Raw genomic sequence first — 21864 nt, 5'->3', positions numbered from 1 at the left:
AGTACGGAACGAGCAGGTCGCGCCAGTCGACGAGGGATTGGTGGCCAGTGGTGGTCAGGGTGCGGGCCGGCTCGCTGACCGGTGTGCAGTGCTCACCGCCGTCCCCTTCGAGCCGTTGTTCCGCATCATCATCGCGGGCCAGTCACCGGGGGTGGCGTAGGCAAGGTGGTTGCCGTTGGCCGACACGGTGCCGGTCGCCTCGGTCAGCGGCCGGGACGCCTCCTGACTGCCGCCGCCCCGCATGGTGATCTGGAACGGCTCGAACGGCAGGTAGGCCAGGCCCGATTCGGCGCGGGCGGTCTGTGTGCGCAGGGGCAGTTCGACGGAGGCGGCTTCCTTGCCTTCGCGGCCTTCGCAGGGGATGACCAGCGGGGGCACGATCAGGGCATCGTTCTCCCTGGTGGTGCGGGCGGGCATCGGGTCGGAGACGGGCGATGATTCGTTTCGCCAGGTGCCCCCGGCCGGGACGATCTGCGGCTGGTAGGCGACGGCCTTGGTGGCGGTGGTGGTCTGGGCGGTGAGCGGCTGGTCGATGGGCCTGGTGCGGACGCCGGGCCTGCGCTCGAAGGTGTGTCCGGCGGCCTCCAGGGTGATGGGCCGGGCGTGCTTCTTCATCCCGGCCTCGATGCGGGCGAGGGTCTTCTCGGCGAGCGGCTTGAGGCCGACGCTCTCGCGGTCGCCGATCTTTGTGCCCCGGTTGCTCCAGTCGATGGCGGCGGCGGCCGGGAGCACCAGGGGCTCGACGACCTGGGAGCCGCACTTCTTGTGCGGGCAGCGGTACTCGTACTGCTGCCGGTAGCGGCCCATGTCCTTGCTCGGGTTCTTGAAGCGCTGGACCGCCAGGACTTCCTTGTCGCAGGTCTGGCACCAGGCCTTGGGGCTGAGCCACTTGCGGAAGTCCGGTGTCCGGCCGATCGACTTGTGCCAGTACACGAGGTACAGGCGGTCCCGGGACTGCGGCGCCCACAGCGTTGCGCGCGGGTTGGCGTGCATGCTGTTCAGGGCGACGAGGCGGGTGCGGTAGCCGAGCTTGTGGAACTCGGCCAGCCAGCGGTCCCACTGGTCCCAGGCCCGGACGTCGATCACGTTCTCAACGACTCCGGCGAGGACCAACTTGCCGCGCTCCTGCACGGATCGCAGGTAGAGCGGGACCTCTTCCATCAGGGCGCGGGAGCGTTCGGCTTCCTCGCGGGTGGCGGCCTTCTCCTCACCCATCAACTCGGCGTCGTCGAACAGGCTGCCTTGGAGAGTCTTGTCGAAATCGCGGACAGCGCCGCGCGCGACCGACCACTGGGGGCATTCCGGCGAGGCCCAGAAGATCTTGCAGACGGGCCAGGTCCACACCGGGGCGGTGCGGATGTCGCCGATGAAGTGGCTGACGTCGGGGAAATTCTTGGCGTGGGTCTCGATCGCCTGGGGCCAGTGGTTGGCGGCCAGCGCGACCCGGACACCGGGGACGGCGTGGGCTCCCTGCGACGAGCCCCCGGCGCCACAGAACCAGTCCATGACGTCGAGGGCGCCGTCGTGATCCCAGCGGCGTGCGTAGGCAGCCACTTCAGGCATCACCACCCAGGCGGCGCGGGCCAGCGGACGACCAGAGCGGCTCGCACTCCGGTGAAGCCCAGATGAGGTCGATGCCGATGAGGTCCGTGCCGAGGCGGGCTATGCCCTGCGAGGATCCGGATGCCCCCATGAAGAAGTAGTCCTCCACGGGACCGATGCCGACGAGGGCGTTCCCGATGCGGTCGAGGCTGTGGGAGTTGAGCCGTTGTTCCCCCGGCGTCATGGCCCTGAAGCTGTGGGGTTCGTAGGCCCAGCCGGAGTCTCGTACGACGGGGGCGCTGTACCGGCCGAACCGCTGCCGGTTCGCTTGGAAGGTGTAGTCCGAGGGGAACGTGGCGGCGAGGCCTCGGATGATCACGGACTCGACGCACCGCTGGGCGGTGTCCGGGTCCATGGGGCTGATGCACGGTACGGAGGAGTCGAGGCTCACCGCGCGGTGCAGGCAGTGCGGGTCCGTAAGGGCGTCCTGCGCCCAGCGCTGCCGTCCGAGGCGTGAGGTTGTCGGTGCAACCGAGAATGTGGAGACGCTGGAGTGCGGGGGCGGCATCGTCGCGAACCGCCAGTGGTTCGGGGCGGGAGGGGGGCTCGCCGTGGCGGCCGCGATCAGGTCGTCCAGGAGTTCCCAGTGTGAAGGGTCGGTCGAGTCCATGCGGATCTCCTCAGAGGCGCAGGAAGGAAGGGGAGTGCGGCGGGAAGGGGCCGAGTGGCAGCAGCGCCGCGAACAGGGGCAAACCTATCTAAAGTGGCGTTGTTCAGTCAACCCTGAATTCCGGCGCGGAGTTCGGCGGCGGGTTTTCGCAGGTCAGTCGGGACCCGCATCGAGGAGACGGAGACGGGCGTCGAGCAGATCCCCGAGACGCAGGATCTCCTGTGTGTCGGTGTCGAGGACTTCAGCCCCGGCGAGTCCCTGCTTCTCGGTGACCTCAAGTGTCGTGCGCAGTTCCTCGGCCACGCTCCAGGTCTGCTGCGCCATGTCGCGGAGGTTGACCAGGTCGCGGTGCTCCTCGGTCCACTGCTCCGGATCGACGGGCAGGCCGACGGGCTCGAACGGCGGCAGCTGCGAGAACTGTTCAGCGGCTGTCGGAGCCGTTTGGGGCGGCGTGGAGGGGCCCTCGCTCGGTGATGCCCCGCCAAGGGCCCGCCCACGGGCGATGATCCAGTCGCGAAGGACAACGGGGGCGTTGGCGCCGGGGGGCTGCACGCGCTTCTTGTCGACTCCCTCGGCCTCGGCGACGGACAGACGGTGCAGCAGTCCTTCGCGGTCATCCCACACCGCCAGTGCTGCGTCGACGTGCGTGACGGGCAGTGTGATGCGGTTCTTGAGGATCTCTTCCAGGCTCTGGACTCCCTTGGGGCCCGGCAGTGCCATGTGGGAGGCGTGCGCCACGCGCATGCGCTCACGCAGCTCGATCAGGTCGTCCAGGGGGGTGTCCAGCTCGGCGGCACGGACGAAGTCGGCCCACTCCAGCGGCTCGCCGGCTCTGGCCCAAGTGGAGATGTGGGTGGCGGTCTGCTCGCTGGGCTCGTCCAGCACCTCGCCGATCGGCAGTGCGGGGATGGACGACTTCACGATGTGCAGCTTCCCCGGGGTGATGAGGCTGCCGTACAGGTCCATGTCGTACTCCAGCCCGTCGCGCTGCTGGGCCTTGACGGAGTGGCGCACGGGAATGTGGCGGCCGGCCGCGTCCTCCTCGATGAAGGTCTCGGTGGTCGAGCGCACAGTGAGGATGACGTGGCCCGGGTAGGCGTGGAGCGCCTCGGTGACCTTGTTCAGAAGGGGGCGGTTCTTGCGCCAGCCCGCGTCCTTGCCTCCGATGCCGGGCTGCGTGTCCTTGCCCACGAGGTCCAGCAGGCCCCCGGCACCGGACCAGAACGCGCTGTGGCCGTCGATGACCAGGACGTCGGACCGTATGGCGGCGGCGGACGCCAGTGCGTCGATGAGATGGCTGGGGTTGAAGTCGTCGGACAGGATCAGGTGGGAGAACGGGATTTCGGCGGCGTACTCGGCGGCTTTGCCGCGCTCGGTGTCGATGACGGCCAGACGTTCGCCCAGTCGCTGTGCGAGCTTGAGGGCCCATGGGGTCCGCCCGTAGCCGGAGGGGCCTTCGATGGCGATTCGGGCGGGACGGGCACGTCGGACGGCCTGCTGGAAGGTGAACGGGGCGTAGGAAACCGGACCCCTCGCGGATGCGGGGGCCGTGGCGGTGTCGGCCATGATGGCGCTCCAGCTATGCGGTTGTGATGACCGGGATGGGGCCGGGCCCGCGAGCGCGGGCCCGGCTAGTCCTCCTCTACCGGGTCGCCCAGGTAGTGGAAGCGCAGGTAGGTGTACTGGATGTCGTAGATGGTGGGGCGCCAGCCGTGCGCCTCGCGGTGACGGTCCATGGCGTCGGCGAGCATCATGACCTCGCGGGCCGTGAAGCGGTGCTCGCCCGGGGGCCGCCAGCCGGTGAACAGATCCAGCGTCTCGGACTTGCGGGTCTTGCGACGCCCGGAGTCCTCCGTGGTGCCCGGGAGTTCGTCCGGCACCTTGACGACGTCGAGCTGGCCGAGCAGGAACTTCAGCGGGCCCTCACGCATGAGCAGGGAGAGGCTCGTCTTCTCGCGTGCGGCGCGCGCCTGAACGCGCTCATTCAGGTCCCAGACGACGTCGCCGGTCTCCGGCGCGTAGTCGTTGAAGACGGTCCAGGTGAAGTCGGAGAAGCTCGGCCGCCAGCCGTAGGACTCCTTGTGCTGCAGCTGGAAGTCCTGGAAGGCGGACAGCTCGAAGTCGGACAGTGTGATGGAGGCCGGGGTGCCGTACCCGCCCGAACCGTAGGGTGCGCGCGGAACGGCCACGAGCTCGCGGGGGTTGAGGAGCAGATCCCACAGCGCCTCACGCTGGAGCTCGCGAAGGTCCCGGCTCTCCACCGCGGCCTTGCTCTTCGAGCGCTCGACCGGTTCCGCCGGCATGCGCATACTCAGCGCCCGGCTCAACCGCCTGTCTGTCGCCAAGCTGGCTCTCCTCTGCTTCGTGGCCGGGCTGGCCGGCCGGGCGGGGTTTGCGGCTCCGCCGTCGTCTTGGTGATCGCAATGATCCGGTCTGCCGACAGGGTACTCATTTAAGGGTTGACTCGGCAACCTCCTTTTGTCAGGCTGATTCGCGCGAACCACTTCCTGCACACCCGCCGGGGCGTCGACTCCGGCTCAATTACAGTCCTGACGGCTCACATTGTGCACCTCGCACACCCGGCCGCAGGGACGGCCTCCCACGGAAGGCGAACGTGAAGAGGTACGAGAGCAAGTACACGACGACCCATCCGGCAGGTCTGGTCACCTTCGGGGCGACCGAGCCGGTGCTGACCGTCCTGGACGTTCGCGGATTCCTCCTCCAGGAGATGTTCCTCATCGGCATCAACGCCGACTGCGGGAGCATCCTCGTGGCCGAGGAGACCCGCGCCCAGGAGGCGGCAGCCGCCCTGGAGCCCGCCTATGCGGTGACCGTGAAGCGGGCCGAGTGGGGCGACTGGTGTGCCGAGTACTCCCGCCGTGACCTGGACGGCTCGGAACCGAACCACTTCATCCGCGACCTCACCCTCTCGGACGGCACCGTCGTCATAGCGGACGGCCGCTGGGTCCGTTGAAACCGGGTGCGGCTGCGTCAGGCCACCGACTCCGCTGGCTCCTGCTGTTCGGCGGGGCGGGGCGAGGGCGGCTCGGCGCGGAACTTGCCCAGCCGGACCGGCTCGTCGAACAGCTGCCTCGTCAGCTCCTGGTGCGCGACATGCAGCGTTCGCAGGGCGGCGGGGAGGGCGGCCGGCCGCGTCGGGCGGCCGCGCCGGGTCGGCCCCGGATGCACGGTGATCCACACCTCCATCACCTCCCCGCCCTTGAGATACCCGGTCTTCTCCTCGCCGGCTTCGGAATGCCCGGTCAGGAGCGCGTGCGTCTCCAGCCACTGACGCAGCAGGCGGACCGTCGTTTCCGGGTCCAGCTCGAACACGTCCTCCCCGATGGTCACGGTTCCCTCGCGCAGGTCGACCTCGGACTTGCGCAGCGGAAACAGCGCGCCGACGGAGAGCCCGGTGTCGACGACGAGCGCGGCCAGAGCCGCCGTGCGCTGCCAGCACGGCTCCGTCATCCCCGTCGGCCGCTGGTCGGCGATCCGGCGCAGTTTCTGCCGGGCCTCCAGCGGGGCCAGGCGCGGATGGTCGACCGGCAGCGGCAGACGGAGGTTGAGGGGGCGTCCCAGGAATCGGGAGAACGTGTTGAGCGTCGTGGTGCGGGCAGCCCCGGCCGGCACCGACGCCTGCAGCGGCTCCCGTGCCGTCTCGTCCGCGCGCGAGTGCGCCCGCTCGGTCTCGGAGCGACGCCCCGCGCTCGGAAACCGCCGGCGCGTGCCGCCCGCGGCCGCTGCCTCCAGCCACCGCAGTGCCAGTTCCTCGTCGACCAGGTCTTCGGCGCGCAGCGGACGGTCGAGTGCCAGGATCTGCTCGGCCCACTCCAGGTATTCGGCGAGGTACCCCTCGCGCTGCCGTCGGGTTTCCAGGCCGCGGCCGCGCCTGCCCAGGTCATCGACGAACGCGGTGATGACGGAGCGCGCCGGGCTCCGGAGCAGAGGACGTGCCATGAGTCACAGCGTAGAGATGAGGAGATGTCCGGGGCAGGCCAGGGGGACATCTCGTCAGCCCATCTGGCCGATCCACTCCCCCCGGGCGTAAAAATGGGTTGAATGAACAACGCGTTATTCGGTAGGGTGCTCCCTGTGCACGCCCCGCCGCGCCAGGTCGACCAGTTCACCAACGGCCCCTGGCCCGGCGGGTCTCCACATCACGCGCACCCGGATGCGCGTGGCCGCCTCGACTACTCCGTGAAGGAGAACCGACGGTGTACGCGTTCCTGCTCTACCCGCTCGCCGTCGCCGAACTCGCCCCGCGTGCCCTGCTCCTGGCCTGCCGCGCCGTACTGCGCCTTCAGGAGCGGCCCGCACCGAACCAGCCGTCGTAACCGAGAGGAACACCGCTTCATGAGCGATGCCGAGTTGGAAAGCCTGCGCGCGGAACTACAGGCGCTGCGGACCTTCGTCAGCGAGTTCCGCATCCCGCTCGCCAACACCGCCGGCGGATACGGAGAGGTCGTCGGACGCCGCCAGTCCCTCAAGCTGGACCAGTGGCAGATCACCGACGGCGCGAACAGCAACCCGAAGGCCTGGGTCGCAGGTGACTGGCGCCCGATCGCCGACCTGAGCATGGACGCCGCGCACCCGTACACACTGCATCAGGCCCTCCAGATCGCCGCGCAGGTCGCCGAGTACGAGGGCGCCACGCTGGAAGCCCTGGTCAACGTCCTGGAGAACGCCTACGAATACCAGTGCCCCGAGTGCAAGACCTGGGGCCGGTGGTCACCCAAGGAGCAGGCCAGCGCCGGAGGGAATGCGGGCGTGTTCTGGTGCGAGATCTGCACCAAGCAGACCCCGCTGGGGCTCGCCCAGCAGCGGCTGATCCGGGGTGATCAGTGACCACGGTCGTCAGCACCGAACTGCCGGACCTCCCCGGCCTCGTCGAGGACGTGACCACGGACCGGGACACCGGACAGCTGTCCACCGCCGTGTTCGACACCGATCGCCGCTACCGCTACCTGCTCACCCGCATCTGGGACAAGACCCTCCCCCCCGCCGTATGGATCATGCTCAACCCGTCCACCGCCGACGCGTTCAAACCCGATGCCACTCTCACCCGCTGCGTCAGGTTCGTGGAGGACCACCTCTCCAGCGAGGCGGGCGGCGTGATGGTCGTCAACCTGTTCGCGCTCATCTCCACCGAGCCCGCGGGCCTCGCGCTCGTCGAAGACCCGGTCGGCCCGTACAACGACATCTTCCTGCGGCGGGCCGCCGCCGAGGCCGGACCGGTGATCGTCGCATGGGGCGCACGCCCGATCGCCGTCGCACGCGCCCAGCAGGTCACCCAGGCGCTGACCCGAGCCGCAGTGCCCCTGCGCTGCTTGCGCGTCACCACCAAGGGGCAGCCCTGGCACCCGCTGTACGTCGACAGTGCCACCCGACCCACGCCGTACACGCCACCCAGCAACGGAGCCGCCGCCACACGCAACCGCCCCAAGGGAGGCCGCAATGGCTGACAGCACCAGCACCTGGACCGACCGTGTCTGGCAGCCGGTCACCCGCGGTACCGGATCACGCGCCGACCGCGCCGTCCACCACGAGGACCGCATCATCCAGCCCTGCCGCTGGAGGAGGACGGGCGAACGCGTCCTGGTGCGCGACCTGTTCCACTTCGACGTGCCGGACCGCTTCATCATCCGCGTCCTGGAGGAGATGGAGGCGAACAAGCAGCACACCTTCGTCGTCGTGACTGAGCACCCGGGCCGGATGCGTGACCTCGTCGAACAGCGCGAGGCCAGGAAGCGGGAGTACGCCGCCAAGTTCGACGTCATCCCGGACGAGCGCATGCGCACCAGCCCGGCCGCCGAGGCCGCACGAGCCCGCGCCAAGACGCCCCCGTCGCACATCTGGCTCGGCGTGCAGGTCACCGACCAGCGGACCGCCGAGGCGCGCATCCCGACGCTGCTGGACACCCCGGCCGCCACGCGGTTCGTCTCCTGTGAGCCGCTGACCGGCCTCGTCGACCTGCACGACTACCTCACCGAGCTCCGCGACGTCACCGACCCGGACGCCGACGCACCTGAAGGCGCCATCGTCGACGGGATGGAGCGCCACGGCGAGCAGTGGCACCGCATCGCGCGCCTGCACTGGGTCATCGCCGGAGGCGGATCCGGGCGCGACGCCCGGCCGCTGCACCCCCAGTGGGCCCGCGACATCCGTGACGCGTGCGCGCGCAGCGACGTGCCGTTCTACTTCACGCAGCACGGCGAGTACCGCACGGTCCCCGTCGTCGACGACCCGTCGTTCGCGGGCGGCCGGGCCTACGACAACCCCCTCCACGGCGGCCGCAGTTCGGCCACGCGCCGCGAGCGCGGCCCCAGCGGCACTTTCCGCGCGGCGACCACCCACTTGATGAAGCCGGGCGACCGCACCCGCACCACCTGGCTCCTCGACGAGAACACCATGGCCGTCCGCGTCGGCAGGACGGCCGCCGGCCGCGAGCTCGACGGCCGAGTCCACAACGCCGTGCCCAGCCGCCCCTAGCCGACCCGGCTGCCCAACCTCCCCGCCCAGATCCGATCCACCAGGGAATGCCATGACGAAGCTGCGCACGTACGGGGACTGCGAGTTCCTCCGCGACGACCAGACGAACAACGGCACGATCTCCTTCGCGCTCTACGACGAGAACGGCGAGGGGTACTACGCGGTCAACGCCGAGATGGACGAGGACCGGATCCTGAACGAACAGAGCCCGCTGTGCCAGTGGCTGCGCGACCACGTCTGGCCGCACCTTCCCCTGACCCCCGACGGCCGCCTCGACCGCAGGCACCCCGACGTCAAGAGCATCGACCAGATCCGTACGGAGATCGCCGGATACTTCGCCGCCCGCCCGGCCGCGCGCCTGTACGCCTACTTCGGCGCGCAGGACACCAACCGGATCCACGCCCTGTGGCAGCACGACTGGCACGACGCTATGCCGGAGTCCGTTCCCCGGTACTGCACCGACATCATGGGCGTGGCCGAGGACGCCGGGATCACGCCGGAGGACATCGACGACGGGTTCTTCCCGCCGCAGGACACCACCACGCACCACGCCCTGAACGACGCGCAGTACAACCGCGTGATGCACGAGTTCATCCTGCGAGCCACCGGCCAGTTGCCCACCTGGTCCGGCCCGTCACGCGACCTGGTCGACCTGTGGAGCCGCCCGCCCCAGCTCTCCTCGGTCTCCGCGGAGTTTCCGCAGGCACTGCAGGAGCCGTGCGCGGACCCGAAGGACGTCGACGGTCTGATGATCTACGGCGGTCGCCCGCTGAAGCGCGACCGCGGTCACGAGCTGCTGGTGCAGGAGTCGCCCTTCCACGCGCCGCAGGTCGACCTCACCTTCACGCCGCCCGCCCCCGACGGCCGCTACTCCCTGCCCCTCACCGAGGTCATCTGGCTGCGCGGCACGCTCGACCAGGCCGTCCAGCAGGTGCTGGAGACCTGGGGCGACGGAGACGAACTCGTGCGCAACGCGATCGCCCGAGTGATGGGCCGCCGCGCGGCCGCCGCGACGGACGGCACGCCGCTCGACGAGGGGACGGCACCGAGGTGACCTCGAGCGCCAGCACCTCCGCCGGGTGGGAGGAACCGCTCCTCACCGACCCGGCCCAGGAGCCGGGGAACACCGCCGTGAACCAGAACACATCCCGCCGCCGGGCGCAGCGCCCTCCCGCGATGCGCACCCCCGAACTGGAAAGGCTGCTGCACGATCACTTCATCCGGCCCGAAGACCGCGACGCGCCCCACGGCGCCGGAGCGGTCTACCTGACCGAAGTCGTCGACCCCGAAGGACGCGGCCGCCGGGCCGACGCCGTACACATCGGCCTGTGGCAATCCCGCGGCGCCGGACGCATCGACGTCTGCGAACTCAAGACCAGCCGCGCCGACTTCCGCCGCGAACTCGCGCAGAAGGCGAAAGCGGAAGCCTGGTGGAAGTACTCGACCGCCTTCTGGATCGTCTCCCCCGGCATCCACATCACCCCGCCCGACGAACTCCCGGAGAAGTGGGGCCTCATGGTCCCCCGGGCCGGACAGCGCCGCTTCAAGGTCGTCGTCCAGCCCGAGGAGCGCGACCCCGAGCTCACGGTCGGCCTCCTGCTGACCCTGCTGAAGAACACCGAGACCCGCCGCACCAAGGCCCTGCACGAGCAGGCCAACCGCCTCGGCACCGAGCACTACCGGCGTACCGAAGAGCTGCGCACCAGGCTCGCTTCCGCAGCCGACCCGGACGTCGCGCACCGGCTCAAGCTGCTCGACGAACTCGAAGCGGCCCTGACCGTACAGGTCGGCGAGTTCTCCTGGGGCGACGTCCTCAACCCCGGGCAGACCGCAGCCGGCCTCGCCGAGTTCATGCAAGGACACCGGGCCCGGCTGCGAGCCCGGCAGACCAGCAGCGACCAGGCCCGGATGCTGGACGAGGTGGCGAAGACCCTGCAGAGCGCGGCACGCCAGCTTCGCGCCGCTCCCGCACCCCCCGCGACCGGCAGCGAACCGTAGGTCACCGCTACGCGGTCCCCTCCTTGCTGCCACGGCGCAGGCGCCGTCCCCCACCGTCGAGGAGGCGCCGGCCGTACGCCGCGCAATGGCAAGCGCGTCACTGAAGTCCTCACCAAGGACGTACGACAGGAGCTGGACATGGACTGCAAGTGCGGCGCCCGCACTTACGAGACACACCTGCAACGTGTGGCCAGCGGCTACCCCGGCCACACCTACCGCCTCTGGGTCTGGAGTCCCGCCAAGTAGCCCGCGCCGCCGCCCGGCCACACCTGCGGCGAGAGGCCTCCTTCGCATCCCCTCCCCCTGAACCGAGGAGCCCCGTGACCACCCACGCTCTGTCCGCCTTCCCGGCCTTCCGGCTGGGACCGGCCACCGGCACGGCACACGACGTCCTCGGGCCCGACGACCTGGTCGTGGGCCAGGTCGCAACCGGCAGCCCGACCCGTGGCCGGGCCGGAAGTGACGTCGGCCCCGTACGCCAGGACGTGCAGCGCGCCGCCGAGGACGCCGTCATGCTTCACATCGCCGCGCACGGCCTGCCCGACAGCACACCCGAGCCCTACTCCGGCGCAGGCGAAGCCCGCGTCGCCGTCGGCCTGCCTCTCCTGCAGGAGACGGAACTCATCGACTCCGCCGCCCGCGCCTTCCACTTCCACTACCTGCGCCACGAGCACGTCGCCGCGATCCTCGACGGCATGGAGACCCTCCGGCGGGAGCGCGACGGCGTGGGCGCCCGCGCGGGCTGCCGCCGCCTGGCTCGTCTGCTGCACCTGGTTCGCGACCCGGCCCGTGCCCTGCTGGGCGAGATCACGGGAGATGCCCGCGAGTGGCTGGCCTTCCCCCTCGCCCGCCTGCTGACCTTCACCGAGCAGGCGATCGCCCGCCTGGAGGCGACCGCCGCCAGCCCGCCCGCCGACCTCATCGGCCGCTTCCCCCACCGGCACGCCGCCGACGACCTGCTGGACACCCTCCATCGCGCCTACCGCGAGGTGCAGGCCGAGGCCAGCACGCTCCCGCGCCCCCGCGCGCTGCCCGAGGCGCTGCGCGCCCTGGAGGCGGTGATGCAGAAGCTGCCCAACGGGCCCTGCGCCAGCACCGCCGAGGCGTGCCGTACGACGGCGGCCGCCCTGGACGCCGTGGCGGACGCCGCGCGTACGGTGACGGCCACCGCCGCCGAACTTCCTGCCCCGGGCCCTGCCGCCCGCGAGATTGAGGAACTCGCCGCCGAGGGGCGTGTACGGCTGCAGTTCATCGCGTGTGTCCTCGACGACGCCGGACGGCTCGGCACCGTCCGCGCCATCACCGAGACCCTCAACGACGCCGAGCTCGGCCCGGAACACTCCGACGGCACCCGTTCGATCCGGGTCGGCGGCCACGAGATCGGGCCCATCCGGCGTACCGGGGAGGGCCGGTGGGGCGGCCCCGGAATCGACGAGCCCTTCCACTCCCCCGAGGGGGCGGCCGCCGTCCTCGTCCACGCCCACCGCGCCCGGTTGAAGGCCGCACGTGAGCGTTGACAGGGACTCTGCCCTGGGCGCTGTCAGCGCCCGCCCCTGAAACGACCAGGAGAGATCATGAATGAGACCCGCGACACCGCTGACGCCGTGATCCGCGACCCGGACCGCTACGCCCCGGTTGACCACCCCGGTGTGACCGTGCCCGAGGACCGGCGCTTGTGGTCGGTGAGCTGGCCGGGATACGCACCGGTGAAGATCACGCCGCCGGAGCTGCGGCCCCTGGCGCTGGCCCAGCACGTGCCCGACTGGGCCGAGGGGCACGCCACGCCGGACCTGGTACCCGACTGGGAGCAGCGCCGGGCCGCCGCCTTGGTGCCCTTCGAGCTCGATGAACGGGGCTGGCCGCTGCACCCGCACGGGCGCACGGGACGCACCGGGCGCAACCTCGGCAGGTGGGGCGAGAACCAGGCCGCCGACCCGATCGTGGTCGCCGGGACCGGTGAGCAGCGGTGGGTGCTGCTGATCACCCGCGATGACATCGGCGTGGAGGCCATCCCGGGCGGCATGGTCGACCCGGGCGAGACGGCCCCGGCCGCCCTGGTGCGCGAGCTGCGCGAGGAAACCGGCATCGACCTCACCGACCATCAGTCCACCATCCTTGGCCGGCAGATCGTCGACGACTGGCGCAACACCGACAACGCCTGGGTCGCGTCCACCAGCGCTCTCTACCAGTTGCCCGAGCAGGTCACCGCAACCGCCGGTGACGACGCTGCGGACGCGGGCTGGTTCCCCTTCGGCTCCCTCGAACAGCTCACGACGGCTGTCACTGCGGCCGGGCGCACGCTCTACCCCGCGCACCGCCCGCTGCTGCAGCGCGCCCTCGAATACCTCGACCAGCAGTCATGACCCACCCTCCTGCAACTGGGAGACAGAGCCTCCCTTAAATAGAGTTGTCTAGGCAACTCGATATCTGTTAAGGTGGGCCCGTGCCCGCACCGCCTCCCCCCCGTTGGGCGGTGCGGGCCTCCCTTTGCCTGCGCCGGCGACCGAGCGCGGCACCCCTGCCTATCCGCCAAGCCCCGCTCCATACCGGGAGGCGATGCGCATGAAGATCCCCACCGACATCCTCGACGTGCTCAGCCGTGTTCAGACCGATGGACGGCACCTGGTGATCCCCGGCCCCCGCCTCGCCGCCCGCCTGTACGAGCGTACGAACGAAGTCCTCGCGGGCGCTGGAGGCGTCTGGTCCACCCGAGAGCAGGCGCACGTGTTCCCCGGCGATGCCGCCGAGGCCGTCGCGCACCTGCTGAAGACCGGTGAGGTCACCACCGCTCGCGAGCACCGCCAGGCCTCGCAGTACTTCCCCACCCCGGCCGGGGTGGTGGACCAACTCCTCAAGCTGGCCGACCCGTTTCCGGGTGCCGAGGTCCTGGAGCCCTCCGCCGGACGCGGCGCCATCGCCTGCGCCCTCGACTCCATCGGCTGTCTGGTGGACTGTGTGGAGCGGGATCCTGACAACGCGATCGCGCTCGACGAGACCGGCGCGGCGCGGAAGCTGGCCGTCGCCGACTTCCTCACCGTCGAGCCCGCCGCCGTGTACGACCGCGTCGTGATGAACCCTCCGTTCACACGTGATGCCGACATCGCACACGTCACCCACGCGTTGCAGTTCCTCAAGCCTGGCGGGCTGCTGGTGGCGGTGATGAGCCAGGGCGTGGCCTGGCACAAGGGCAAGGCGTCCGCCTTCCGGAAACTCGTCGCCGATCGGGGCGGCAGCGTTCACCCCCTGCCCGAGAGTGCCTTCAAGGGGTCGGGCACGGACACCGCGACCCTCATCGTCACGATCCCCCAGCAGCGCCCCGCCGGCCCGCACGCACCCCTCCGCTGGCCCACCGAACAGCCCGCCACGCGCGCCCCGGAACCCGAGGCCGAGGTCTACGAGTCGCCCGGGGCCATAGCCCTCCAGATCGCCCAGAACCTGAGTGAGGCCGCACAGATCATGCGCGACCTCGCCGATGACCTCGGGGTGGACCTCAGCGAACTGGAGCGGGCCTCTGGCCGCCCGGCCGCCGACACCGACCCTCCACGCCCGCACCAACCTGCGTTCGACCTCGGCGCCGTCGAGTGAGCACGCACGGAACGTCCCGCGCGGGCGGCGTACTTGAGCGCCGCCCGCACCCCCGCCCCACCCTCCGAAGGAGCACCGTGCCCGAACTCCGACTCGTCATCACCACCCCCGAGCCCGACCCGTGGGATGTCCGTGACACCGACCGCATGGACGTCGTCGAGGCCCTCGAAACCGCGGGCTGGACCGGCGACGACGACAACCCGCTCGGCATCCTGCGCCACAACGGCGCCGTCTGGTGCTGCATCAACGACAGCGGCGACTCCGGACTGACCTGCCCGAACGGCGCCGTCCTGGACTTCCCCGGTGACACCCCCGCCGTCGTCGTGGTCGCCGCCTGTCTCGCCGCCGCCGCGTCCGCAGCCCCGACGGACTGAGCGAGGTTGTGATGGCTCCGGACACTGCCGCGTACGTCACCCACGGCCGCAAGTACCACACCGACCGGGACTGCCCGCGCATGCTCGGCGGCGAGTACCTCCACGACTGGGACGGCGACGGGCACTACGACACCGGCTTCACCGCAGGGTCGTACCGCATCGCGGATTCGTCGGCGCAGTACGCGGCGCTGCGCGGCAAGCTGCCCTGTCTGCACTGCGTGCCCGCCGAACTCCGCGTCTTCCCGCCGCTGTACGGCCAGACCTTCGGCCACCGTCCCGTCATCGGCTTCATCGACGGCCGCGCCCTGACCCGCGTGTGCGCCCGCTGCCACACGGTCAGCCCCAACGGACCGCGCTTCTTCGGCACCGCCAAGGCGCCGGTCCGCTGGCCCTGCACCAGCGCGCTCGTCCTCGGACTCGTCCCGCGCACCCTCGCGGCGTGACGTCGCACAGCGGCCCTGCCTCCAACGGGCCGGCCGACCACCCCACACGCCACTACCCGGGAGCCATCATCACCACCGACGCCATCACCCGCGGACGCGAGCAGTTGCTCGAAGCCATGTCCGCCGTCAGCGAGGACCGCTCCAGCGCCCGGTGGTCCGGCGACCTGGCCCGCACCCTGCACGCCGAGGGCGGCATCTGGGAGACCCTCGGCCGCGCGGTCGGCTGGCCGACCGGCGACTACGACGCCTGGACGTGGGTCACCTGGGAGGAAGCCGCCCGCGCCTACGGGCACGAGGTGACCACCGCACCATCAGCCTCAAGGAACGCTGTGTTCCTTGAGGCCGCCACCCTCGCCGAGCGCCTGGCCACCCCGGACTGCTCCGGGTACGACAGCCTCGACGACGCCTGGAACCACGGCACGTACGCGGTCGGCGAGGTACTGCGGCGTGCGGCCGCCGACGAGCAGACAGCTGTCGAGGAGCCGTTCACCGAGGCCAGCGCGGCCTTCCTCCAGATCGGCGGAACGCCGCCCTTGCAGGGCCTGCGCGCCGAGCTGCGCATCGAGGGATATCCGCTGCTCGTCGGCCGGTACGCCGGCGCGGCTTTGGGCCGGGTCAAGGACCACGCCGGGCTGCTCTCCGCCGAGCTGCGGCTGCTGTTCCAGTACCCCGACGCCGAGCGGGAGCAGGCGCACGCGGCGGGCGAGCACGGACTGTGCGGCCCCAAGTGCGCCAGCGACAACGCGCCCTGATCACCGCCCCCATCATCTCGCCTCCACCCGTCAGCCCGCCCGCACCCGCCGCCGAGAAAGGGACCATGATGACGCCGATGTCCGTACCGCGCGTCCCGCTCCAGAACATGACTGACGAGCTTCTCCAGCAGCTCTACGCTCAGCTGGAGGGCTTGCTGAACGCCCCGGTCCTGCGCTTCTGCCTGATACCGACCTGCCGGGCCGAGTACGACGCGCGCGCCGCCGCCACCGGCCAGGAACCGGCCCGCCCGTCTTGGTCGGCAGCCGGATGGCTCCAACTCGGCTCGGGCACCGTCATCGCCGACGGCGGCAAGATCTGCCCCCAGCACAGCGAGCTGATCCGTCAGCACCGTCCTCACCGGGACGGGCCTGCCCCCGACGGCCGGTTCAGCGTGCGCTGCGGCTGCGGGCAGTGGACCTCGGCCCCGCACGGCTGGCATCAGGTCCTGCGCGCCCTGTGGGAGGAACACCTCCTCCTCACGACCGGCAAGTTACCCGCCCTCGGCTCCCAGGCCCCCGGGCCCGGATGACCTTCCGACTGCGAAAGGCGTCAGCCAGTGCTTCTGCAGCTGCCGACCGTCCCGCCGGACGTCCGCGTCTTCCATCCCGTCCTCACGGTGCGCCAGCCCTTCGCCTGGGCGATCGTGACGGGGCAGAAGGACGTGGAGAACCGCACATGGGCGACGCCGCACCGAGGCCGCTTGTACATCCATGCGGCTGGCCGAGTGCCCCGCGAGACCATGGCTCTGGCCGCCACGTTCGGCCTCTCCCTTCCGGAGGACGCCGTGTTCTCGGCGATCATCGGGCATGTCACCCTGGCCGACGTCGTGACCAACTCCCGCTCCCGGTGGGCGATGCCGGACCACAAGCACTGGAGCCTGACCGACGCGCAGGAGTACGACCCGCCCGTGCCCTGCCCGGGACGGCTGAGCCTGTGGAGTCACGAACCGGCCCGCCCGCAGGACACCGACCGCCCGCCCGTCACCGCGACCGATCGGTAATCTTGCCGCATTTCACCGCGTTGGCCCCCGTACGCACCACCCCGCAGGAGTCCGCATGTCCGCCGCCAGCGACGACCTCGGCCCGCCACCCGAAGATGTCGGGGAGCTGACCAAGGCGCAGCGCATTGAGCAGCTCGCCGACGAACTCGCAGGACTGTACGACTGCCTGCACGTCAACGAGCTGGAGACCAGCGACCCGGAGCGGGCCCAGGAGCACCGCGAGGCCGCCGCAGGTCTGGTTGCTTGGCTCGACGAGGGACCACGCCGGGAGAGGAAGGCTGCTTTCAGCAGGGGCTGGGAGCGGGCCAAGCAACGCCGCAACGAACGTGCAGAGCGGCGCATCGCCGAACTGGAAGACCTCGTTGCCAGCCTCCGGACACAAGACGATCCGGGCCTGTCACACACCGCGGTGTCCTGGCGTCGCGCTCGCCAGGACCCGCGCTACGACCTCGTACGACGCGAGGCCCTCCAACTGGACCGCTACGACGGGACGATGGTGATTCCCTACCCGCTTCAGGAACTGCTGGCCGTACGTGTGATGACGGCGATCCTCGCCGCCGAGGCGACCACAGGATGCGGCACCGTACCGACACCGGACGCGTGCACGGACGACCCGGCGCAGGCCGTCCGATGACGCTCCTCGCGACGCAGCCTCCGGCCGCCCTCCGGCCCACCGATGATCCGGCACCGGTGGAGAAGGCCCTCGTCGCCAGCATCGCGGCCGACTTCGAGCCGGAGACCTTCCTCTGGATCCACTTCCGCCGCGCCGACGGCGGCACCCGCATCCGCTACGCCTGGACCACCGGTGGAGAACCGCTCGGCGACCACATCGACACCCTCGCCACGGCAGCCGGACTGGACGCCGCCGACTGGCTGCACATCGCCGACCGCCATCAGCAGACCACCACCCGCGGCCGCATCGAGATCTGGGCGTACCCGCTGCGCCCCGTGCTCGGCGACGTCACCTCCGGCGTACGCGGCCCCGAGGCGCGACGCGAAGATCTACGACGCCTCCTGAACAAGGCATCCGAGATCACCAGGCAGCAGCCGCGCACCCTCACGCCACGCTGGCTCGGATTCGGTCCGGCCCTCACCGCCCGCCCCAACTGACTGCCCTGGAGGGCACGCCGGCCCGGCAGTGCGGCACACACCGGGCATACAGCCGTCCACTGTCGTCCGCCCGCAAGATCGGCTGAGCTTGCCCGCATGGAGAACACGCGCACAAGCTCACGACCGACCGGCCCAGAGGAGCTGTTCTCAGTGGCGGGCAAGACCGTCGTGGTCACCGGAGGAGCGACCGGGATCGGCAAGATGATCGCGGGCGGCTTCGTGGCCGCCGGAGCCCGGGTGGTGCTGATCTCCCGGCAGGCGGAGGCATGCGCCCGTGTCGCGGCCGAGCTGCGGCAGTACGGCCCCTGCGAAGCGGTGACCGGCGACCTCGCTACGGCGGAGGGCGCCGACCGGGTGACCGCGCGAGTCCTGGCGGTCGCGCAGGCAGTCGATGTGCTCGTCAACAACGCGGGAACGACCTGGGTGGGTCCCCTGGAAAGTCACCCGCCGGAGGCGTTCGATGAGGTGTGGGCGGTCAATGTGAAGGGCTTGTTCCGCCTGACCGTGGGCCTGCTGCCTGCGCTGCGCGCGGCGGTGGCAGCAGGTTCCGGCGACCCGGCACGAGTGATCAATATCGGGTCGATCGACGGCGGACCGGTGGTCTCGCCGGTGGAGAACTACGCGTACAGCGCCAGCAAGGCGGCGGTTCACCAGCTGACCCGTCACCTGGCGCGGGCACTGGCCGGGGAGGGGGTGACGGTGAACGCGGTGGCGCCGGGCCTGTTCGCCACGGCGATGACGGAGCCGCTGCTGTCCGACCCGGGCGAGCGGGACCGGCTGATGTCGGCGATTCCGCTGGGCCGGATCGGGCGGGCGGAGGACATGACAGGGGTGGCACTGTTCCTGGCCTCGCGGGCGGGCGCCTACGTGACCGGGACGGTGATCCCGGTGGACGGTGGCGAGTCCGGATGCGGCTGAGCAGGGTGCAGAGTCACCCCTGGCGGGACGACCAGGTCGCTACCCTGGTGACAACGGCAGCCGGCCGCGCACGCACCTCCGGGAGGGCACCCGCGGTCGGGCCGGACCCTCGTACGGACAACTGATGAGAAGCGGACGGATGACAGGGACTGAGAACGTGGCGGATCTGCGGCTGGTCGAGTGGGGCGCGGCGACGGCCGAGGAGCGCCATCGGATCCTGTCCCGGGGAAGCGGCCACGACGGGATCGACGAGGGGCTGCGGGCCTCGATCGCGACCATCGTGGAGGACGTCCGCAAGCGCGGAGACGACGCGCTGGTCGACGCACTCGGCCGGTTCGACAAGATGGACCTGCCTGCCGAGCGGCTGCGGGTGAGCGAGGAGGAGTTCGCGCAGGCGCGCGCGGCGGTGAGCGAGCCGCTGGTCGAGGCGATCCGTACCTCGATCGCGCAGGTGCGGGCATTCAACGAGCTGATCGTCGAGCGGGCGTCGTGGACGGCGGAGCCGAGGCCAGGGCTGCTGGTCGGCGAGCAGGCCACGGCGATCCCCTCGGTCGGGCTGTTCGTCCCCTCGGGCAAGGGGAGCTTCCCGTCCGTGCTGATCCAGATCGCCACCCCGGCCGTGGTCGCCGGAGTGGATCGGATCGTGGTCATGGTGCCGCCGGTGCCCGGCGGCACCGGTCAGGTGGACCCGGCCACCCTGGTCGCCGCCCAGGAACTCGGGCTGACCGAGGTGTACCGCAGCAACGGGCCGGCCGGGATCGCCGCCCTCGCGTGCGGCACCGACACGGTGCCCAAGGTCCGTAAGATCGTCGGCCCTGGCTCGCCCGCGGTGGCGTGCGCTCAGCTGGAGGTCCAGCGCCTGGGCTGCGTGGTGGAGGTCGGATTCGGCCCCACCGACGCGGCGATCGTAGCCGACGACAGCGCCGATCTCCGGCTGCTGGCCGCCGACCTGATCAACGAGGCCGAGCACGGTCCGGACTCCTCCGCCGTCCTGATCTCCACCTCCCGCGCCCTCCTGGAGAACGTCCGCGAGCACGTGGCGCAGCAGCTCGACGAGCTGCCCGAGCCGCGCCGCACCTACGCCACCACATCGATCGTCCGCAATGGCGGCCTGGTGCTGGCCGCGAGCCGCGATGAGGCCATGGACGTGGCCAACGCCTACGCTCCCGAGCACCTGCAGCTGGCCGTCGCCGACCCCGGTCAGTGGCTGCCGCTGGCCCGCTACGCCGGCACGGTGCTGCTGGGACAGTGGACCACCTTCGCGGCATCGAACTTCGCGATCGGCACCCCCGCGACGCTGCCGACCACCGGGTTCGCACAGGTCTCCAGCGGGGTGACCGCGTCCACGTACCTGGTGCGGGCCGCCCTCGCGCAGCTGGACGAGCCCGAGTTCCGGCGGCTGGCCCCGGTGGTGACCGAACTGGCCGGACACGAGGGATTCCCCGCGCACGCCGCGACCGTCACCGTCCGCCAGCCGACCGACGACTGACCAGATCTGTTGTACGAGGTCCCGCTCCGCCACGTCGCGGAGCGGGACCTCGGCGTTTACGCGGTGGCAGCGAGGAAGTCCTCCACATCACCGACGCCACGGTGCTCAGTCAGTTTGTCGCGCAGGTCGCTGATGCTGCTGCTCCCGCGGGCGGAGGCGGTGCCGCCCATGTGGTCCACGGCCTGGCGGCCCAGGTGGACCGCAGCGTCGATCTCGCCCAGCGCGAGATGGGTCTCGGCTCGGCGGGTGAGGTAGATGGCGGTGCCGCGGCGGTCGAGGTCCGTGTCGTACGGGTCGTCGGCTTCTTCGGCGGCCTGGAAGTGCTCCAGCGCCCGGCGGTGCTCTCCCAGTTCGAGCGCGGTGCTGGCCGCGACCTGGTGCAGCTCTCCGATGTTGACCCAGTACAGCGACGGCACGTCCTCAGCTGTCGGCGCGGCGTGCTGGTACGCGTCGAACGCGGCGTCGACCGCCTGGTGAGCGCCGTAGCGGTTGCCCGCCTTGGCGTGGGCGCGGGCGGTGCGGGCGTGCAGCAGCGCGGTCACGCGGGGCGAGCCAGTGCGCCGGCTCGCGGTCGCGGTGACAGCGTCCAGGATGCCCAGGGCCCCGTTCGCGTCGCCGCGGTTGTAGCGCAGCGTCGCCCAGAAGGCGAGGACCGTGGCGCCGACCGCCCGGTCGTCGGTGTGCCCGGCCGCTCGCAGCGAGGCCAGGTAGTACTTCTCGGCAGCGGCGTCGCGGGAGGAGTCGTACGCGGTCCACCCGCAGATCCGTCCGGCCTCCGCCGCCGCCGCGTACAGCCGTCGCCCGGTGGCCTCGGTGTAGGCAGAGTCACGGAGGGTGGAGATGATCAGCCGCAGTTCCGAGCGGGCCGCCTCGTGGACGTCGTCCGAGCCGAGCCGGTCGTCCAGACGCCGTAAGCCCGCCAGCCTGGCGTCGAACAGATCAGCAGTGGCGGAACCGATCCGTCTCCCCGCCGTCGGGGACGCTGCCGCAGAAGGAGCGTTGCCCGCCCACGTCACGGCGGCCGCCGTGACGGCGCCGGATGAGGCGATCAGGAAGCTGCGGCGGTCCATGGGTCCTCCGGTGACGCTCTCCAGGGACTCCACCGTAGCCGCAGGTGACCACGCGACGACAGAGCGGATGTCGTCGGCGTCCCACAGAGGCTGGTCCGCGGTGTAGGCGGGCAGCCACCAGGGCCAGCCCAGTTCAGTCACCAGGTGGTGCGGGATGTTCAGCACCTCGGCGAGGAGTTCCTGGGAGAAGGCGTCCGGCGCGCCGACGCGCCCGGTCTCCCACTTCGACACCCGGTTGCGGTCGGTGCTGTTGCGCAGGCCGCGCCGGCCAGCGGCCTGACGGATCAGCCGGGCGAGGTCCTCTTGGGACCAGTTGTGCGTCATCCGCACGTATGCCAGGGGGTGGTGGCATAAGTCCGACCACATTGCCCGGACTCCTCTCGTAGAGCGGCTCGGGTGGCGGCGCGACGCCCAGTGTTA

General features: G+C 70.9%; 24 protein-coding genes. 18 read left to right on the top strand and 6 right to left on the bottom strand.

The genetic code is table 11. The annotated features are described in order from the left end of the window. Positions 1-54 precede the first annotated feature (54 nt). From ACZ5FU_RS27030 to ACZ5FU_RS27015, 4 genes are all read right to left on the bottom strand, one after another. Complete coding sequence (locus tag ACZ5FU_RS27030) at positions 55-1554, bottom strand: DNA cytosine methyltransferase (protein WP_469047165.1); 1500 nt, start codon at positions 1552-1554, stop codon at positions 55-57. Between the two features lies 1 nt (position 1555). Next, complete coding sequence (locus ACZ5FU_RS27025) at positions 1556-2212, bottom strand: hypothetical protein (RefSeq protein WP_469047164.1); 657 nt, start codon at positions 2210-2212, stop codon at positions 1556-1558. A 153-nt stretch (positions 2213-2365) separates the two neighbouring features. Beyond that, positions 2366-3778 carry an AAA family ATPase gene (locus tag ACZ5FU_RS27020; RefSeq protein WP_469047163.1) on the bottom strand — a complete coding sequence of 471 codons (1413 nt, stop codon included), beginning with the start codon at positions 3776-3778 and terminating at the stop codon, positions 2366-2368. A 65-nt stretch (positions 3779-3843) separates the two neighbouring features. Continuing rightward, positions 3844-4557, bottom strand: coding sequence for a hypothetical protein (locus tag ACZ5FU_RS27015; RefSeq protein ID WP_469047162.1), 714 nt, complete (start codon positions 4555-4557; stop codon positions 3844-3846). Between the two features lie 269 nt (positions 4558-4826). Between ACZ5FU_RS27015 and ACZ5FU_RS27010 the strand changes: the two genes are divergently transcribed. Then, complete coding sequence (locus ACZ5FU_RS27010) at positions 4827-5186, top strand: hypothetical protein (RefSeq protein WP_469047160.1); 360 nt, start codon at positions 4827-4829, stop codon at positions 5184-5186. 17 nt (positions 5187-5203) lie between these two features. On the opposite strand, the gene ACZ5FU_RS27005 is transcribed toward ACZ5FU_RS27010, so the two are convergent. Beyond that, entirely contained in the window at positions 5204-6172 is a 969-nt protein-coding gene (locus ACZ5FU_RS27005; protein WP_469047159.1) for a hypothetical protein, read from the bottom strand. Between the two features lie 396 nt (positions 6173-6568). Between ACZ5FU_RS27005 and ACZ5FU_RS27000 the strand changes: the two genes are divergently transcribed. The 17 genes from ACZ5FU_RS27000 to hisD all read left to right on the top strand — a co-directional run bounded on the left by ACZ5FU_RS27000 (position 6569) and on the right by hisD (position 20374). Next, positions 6569-7060 (top strand): hypothetical protein, encoded by a 492-nt coding sequence (locus ACZ5FU_RS27000; protein WP_469047158.1) that lies wholly within the window; start codon positions 6569-6571, stop codon positions 7058-7060. Further along, positions 7057-7677, top strand: coding sequence for a DUF1643 domain-containing protein (locus ACZ5FU_RS26995; protein WP_469047156.1), 621 nt, complete (start codon positions 7057-7059; stop codon positions 7675-7677). Before ACZ5FU_RS27000 ends, ACZ5FU_RS26995 begins: the two co-directional genes overlap by 4 nt. Continuing rightward, complete coding sequence (locus tag ACZ5FU_RS26990) at positions 7670-8704, top strand: DUF5131 family protein (protein WP_469047155.1); 1035 nt, start codon at positions 7670-7672, stop codon at positions 8702-8704. Before ACZ5FU_RS26995 ends, ACZ5FU_RS26990 begins: the two co-directional genes overlap by 8 nt. Before the next feature lie 52 nt (positions 8705-8756). Continuing rightward, positions 8757-9758 carry a hypothetical protein gene (locus ACZ5FU_RS26985; RefSeq protein WP_469047154.1) on the top strand — a complete coding sequence of 334 codons (1002 nt, stop codon included), beginning with the start codon at positions 8757-8759 and terminating at the stop codon, positions 9756-9758. Next, a complete protein-coding gene (locus tag ACZ5FU_RS26980) occupies positions 9755-10702 on the top strand; it encodes a hypothetical protein (protein ID WP_469047153.1) in 948 nt (315 codons plus the stop codon). The genes ACZ5FU_RS26985 and ACZ5FU_RS26980 overlap by 4 nt, the downstream gene beginning before the upstream one ends. A 320-nt stretch (positions 10703-11022) precedes the next feature. Further along, a complete protein-coding gene (locus ACZ5FU_RS26975) occupies positions 11023-12219 on the top strand; it encodes a hypothetical protein (protein ID WP_469047151.1) in 1197 nt (398 codons plus the stop codon). 57 nt (positions 12220-12276) lie between these two features. Next, positions 12277-13065, top strand: coding sequence for an NUDIX domain-containing protein (locus ACZ5FU_RS26970; RefSeq protein ID WP_469047149.1), 789 nt, complete (start codon positions 12277-12279; stop codon positions 13063-13065). Between the two features lie 199 nt (positions 13066-13264). Beyond that, a complete protein-coding gene (locus tag ACZ5FU_RS26965; protein ID WP_469047148.1) occupies positions 13265-14287 on the top strand; it encodes a methyltransferase in 1023 nt (340 codons plus the stop codon). Between the two features lie 77 nt (positions 14288-14364). Continuing rightward, positions 14365-14661 (top strand): hypothetical protein, encoded by a 297-nt coding sequence (locus tag ACZ5FU_RS26960; RefSeq protein WP_469047146.1) that lies wholly within the window; start codon positions 14365-14367, stop codon positions 14659-14661. Between the two features lie 11 nt (positions 14662-14672). Continuing rightward, positions 14673-15104 (top strand): hypothetical protein, encoded by a 432-nt coding sequence (locus tag ACZ5FU_RS26955; RefSeq protein ID WP_469047145.1) that lies wholly within the window; start codon positions 14673-14675, stop codon positions 15102-15104. Beyond that, positions 15101-15856 (top strand): hypothetical protein, encoded by a 756-nt coding sequence (locus ACZ5FU_RS26950; protein WP_469047143.1) that lies wholly within the window; start codon positions 15101-15103, stop codon positions 15854-15856. The genes ACZ5FU_RS26955 and ACZ5FU_RS26950 overlap by 4 nt, the downstream gene beginning before the upstream one ends. Before the next feature lie 77 nt (positions 15857-15933). Continuing rightward, positions 15934-16386: a hypothetical protein gene (locus ACZ5FU_RS26945; RefSeq protein WP_469047141.1), complete on the top strand. Its 453-nt coding sequence runs from the start codon at positions 15934-15936 to the stop codon at positions 16384-16386. 27 nt (positions 16387-16413) lie between these two features. Continuing rightward, positions 16414-16857, top strand: a complete 444-nt coding sequence (locus ACZ5FU_RS26940) for an ASCH domain-containing protein (protein ID WP_469047139.1) — start codon at positions 16414-16416, stop codon at positions 16855-16857. 55 nt (positions 16858-16912) lie between these two features. Continuing rightward, positions 16913-17491 carry a hypothetical protein gene (locus tag ACZ5FU_RS26935; RefSeq protein WP_469047137.1) on the top strand — a complete coding sequence of 193 codons (579 nt, stop codon included), beginning with the start codon at positions 16913-16915 and terminating at the stop codon, positions 17489-17491. Next, positions 17488-17967, top strand: a complete 480-nt coding sequence (locus ACZ5FU_RS26930) for a hypothetical protein (protein WP_469047135.1) — start codon at positions 17488-17490, stop codon at positions 17965-17967. Before ACZ5FU_RS26935 ends, ACZ5FU_RS26930 begins: the two co-directional genes overlap by 4 nt. A gap of 96 nt (positions 17968-18063) precedes the next feature. After that, positions 18064-18885, top strand: a complete 822-nt coding sequence (locus tag ACZ5FU_RS26925; RefSeq protein WP_469047134.1) for an SDR family oxidoreductase — start codon at positions 18064-18066, stop codon at positions 18883-18885. Positions 18886-19024: 139 nt separating this feature from the next. Beyond that, positions 19025-20374 (top strand): histidinol dehydrogenase, encoded by a 1350-nt coding sequence (gene hisD / locus ACZ5FU_RS26920; protein ID WP_469047132.1) that lies wholly within the window; start codon positions 19025-19027, stop codon positions 20372-20374. Positions 20375-20430: 56 nt separating this feature from the next. Here the strand turns inward: hisD and ACZ5FU_RS26915 are convergent, their stop codons facing one another. Next, positions 20431-21810, bottom strand: a complete 1380-nt coding sequence (locus ACZ5FU_RS26915; protein WP_469047130.1) for a helix-turn-helix domain-containing protein — start codon at positions 21808-21810, stop codon at positions 20431-20433. Positions 21811-21864: the final 54 nt, after the last annotated feature.

The sequence above is a fragment of the Streptomyces sp. NPDC031554 genome, assembly GCF_055580685.1.
Note: the sequence above shows the minus strand (reverse complement) of the source record. Positions and strands in the feature narration are given on the sequence as shown.

Coding starts and splice junctions, on each gene's coding strand:
- ACZ5FU_RS26985 (WP_469047154.1), top strand. CDS start 8,757: ATGACGAAGCTGCGCACGTACGGGGACTGCGAGTTCCTCCGCGACGAC.
- ACZ5FU_RS26930 (WP_469047135.1), top strand. CDS start 17,488: ATGACGCTCCTCGCGACGCAGCCTCCGGCCGCCCTCCGGCCCACCGAT.
- ACZ5FU_RS26915 (WP_469047130.1), bottom strand. CDS start 21,810: ATGTGGTCGGACTTATGCCACCACCCCCTGGCATACGTGCGGATGACG.
- ACZ5FU_RS26935 (WP_469047137.1), top strand. CDS start 16,913: ATGTCCGCCGCCAGCGACGACCTCGGCCCGCCACCCGAAGATGTCGGG.
- ACZ5FU_RS26955 (WP_469047145.1), top strand. CDS start 14,673: ATGGCTCCGGACACTGCCGCGTACGTCACCCACGGCCGCAAGTACCAC.
- ACZ5FU_RS26965 (WP_469047148.1), top strand. CDS start 13,265: ATGAAGATCCCCACCGACATCCTCGACGTGCTCAGCCGTGTTCAGACC.
- ACZ5FU_RS26970 (WP_469047149.1), top strand. CDS start 12,277: ATGAATGAGACCCGCGACACCGCTGACGCCGTGATCCGCGACCCGGAC.
- ACZ5FU_RS27025 (WP_469047164.1), bottom strand. CDS start 2,212: ATGGACTCGACCGACCCTTCACACTGGGAACTCCTGGACGACCTGATC.
- ACZ5FU_RS27005 (WP_469047159.1), bottom strand. CDS start 6,172: ATGGCACGTCCTCTGCTCCGGAGCCCGGCGCGCTCCGTCATCACCGCG.
- ACZ5FU_RS27000 (WP_469047158.1), top strand. CDS start 6,569: ATGAGCGATGCCGAGTTGGAAAGCCTGCGCGCGGAACTACAGGCGCTG.
- ACZ5FU_RS26925 (WP_469047134.1), top strand. CDS start 18,064: ATGGAGAACACGCGCACAAGCTCACGACCGACCGGCCCAGAGGAGCTG.
- ACZ5FU_RS26990 (WP_469047155.1), top strand. CDS start 7,670: ATGGCTGACAGCACCAGCACCTGGACCGACCGTGTCTGGCAGCCGGTC.
- ACZ5FU_RS26945 (WP_469047141.1), top strand. CDS start 15,934: ATGTCCGTACCGCGCGTCCCGCTCCAGAACATGACTGACGAGCTTCTC.
- ACZ5FU_RS27020 (WP_469047163.1), bottom strand. CDS start 3,778: ATGGCCGACACCGCCACGGCCCCCGCATCCGCGAGGGGTCCGGTTTCC.
- hisD (WP_469047132.1), top strand. CDS start 19,025: ATGACAGGGACTGAGAACGTGGCGGATCTGCGGCTGGTCGAGTGGGGC.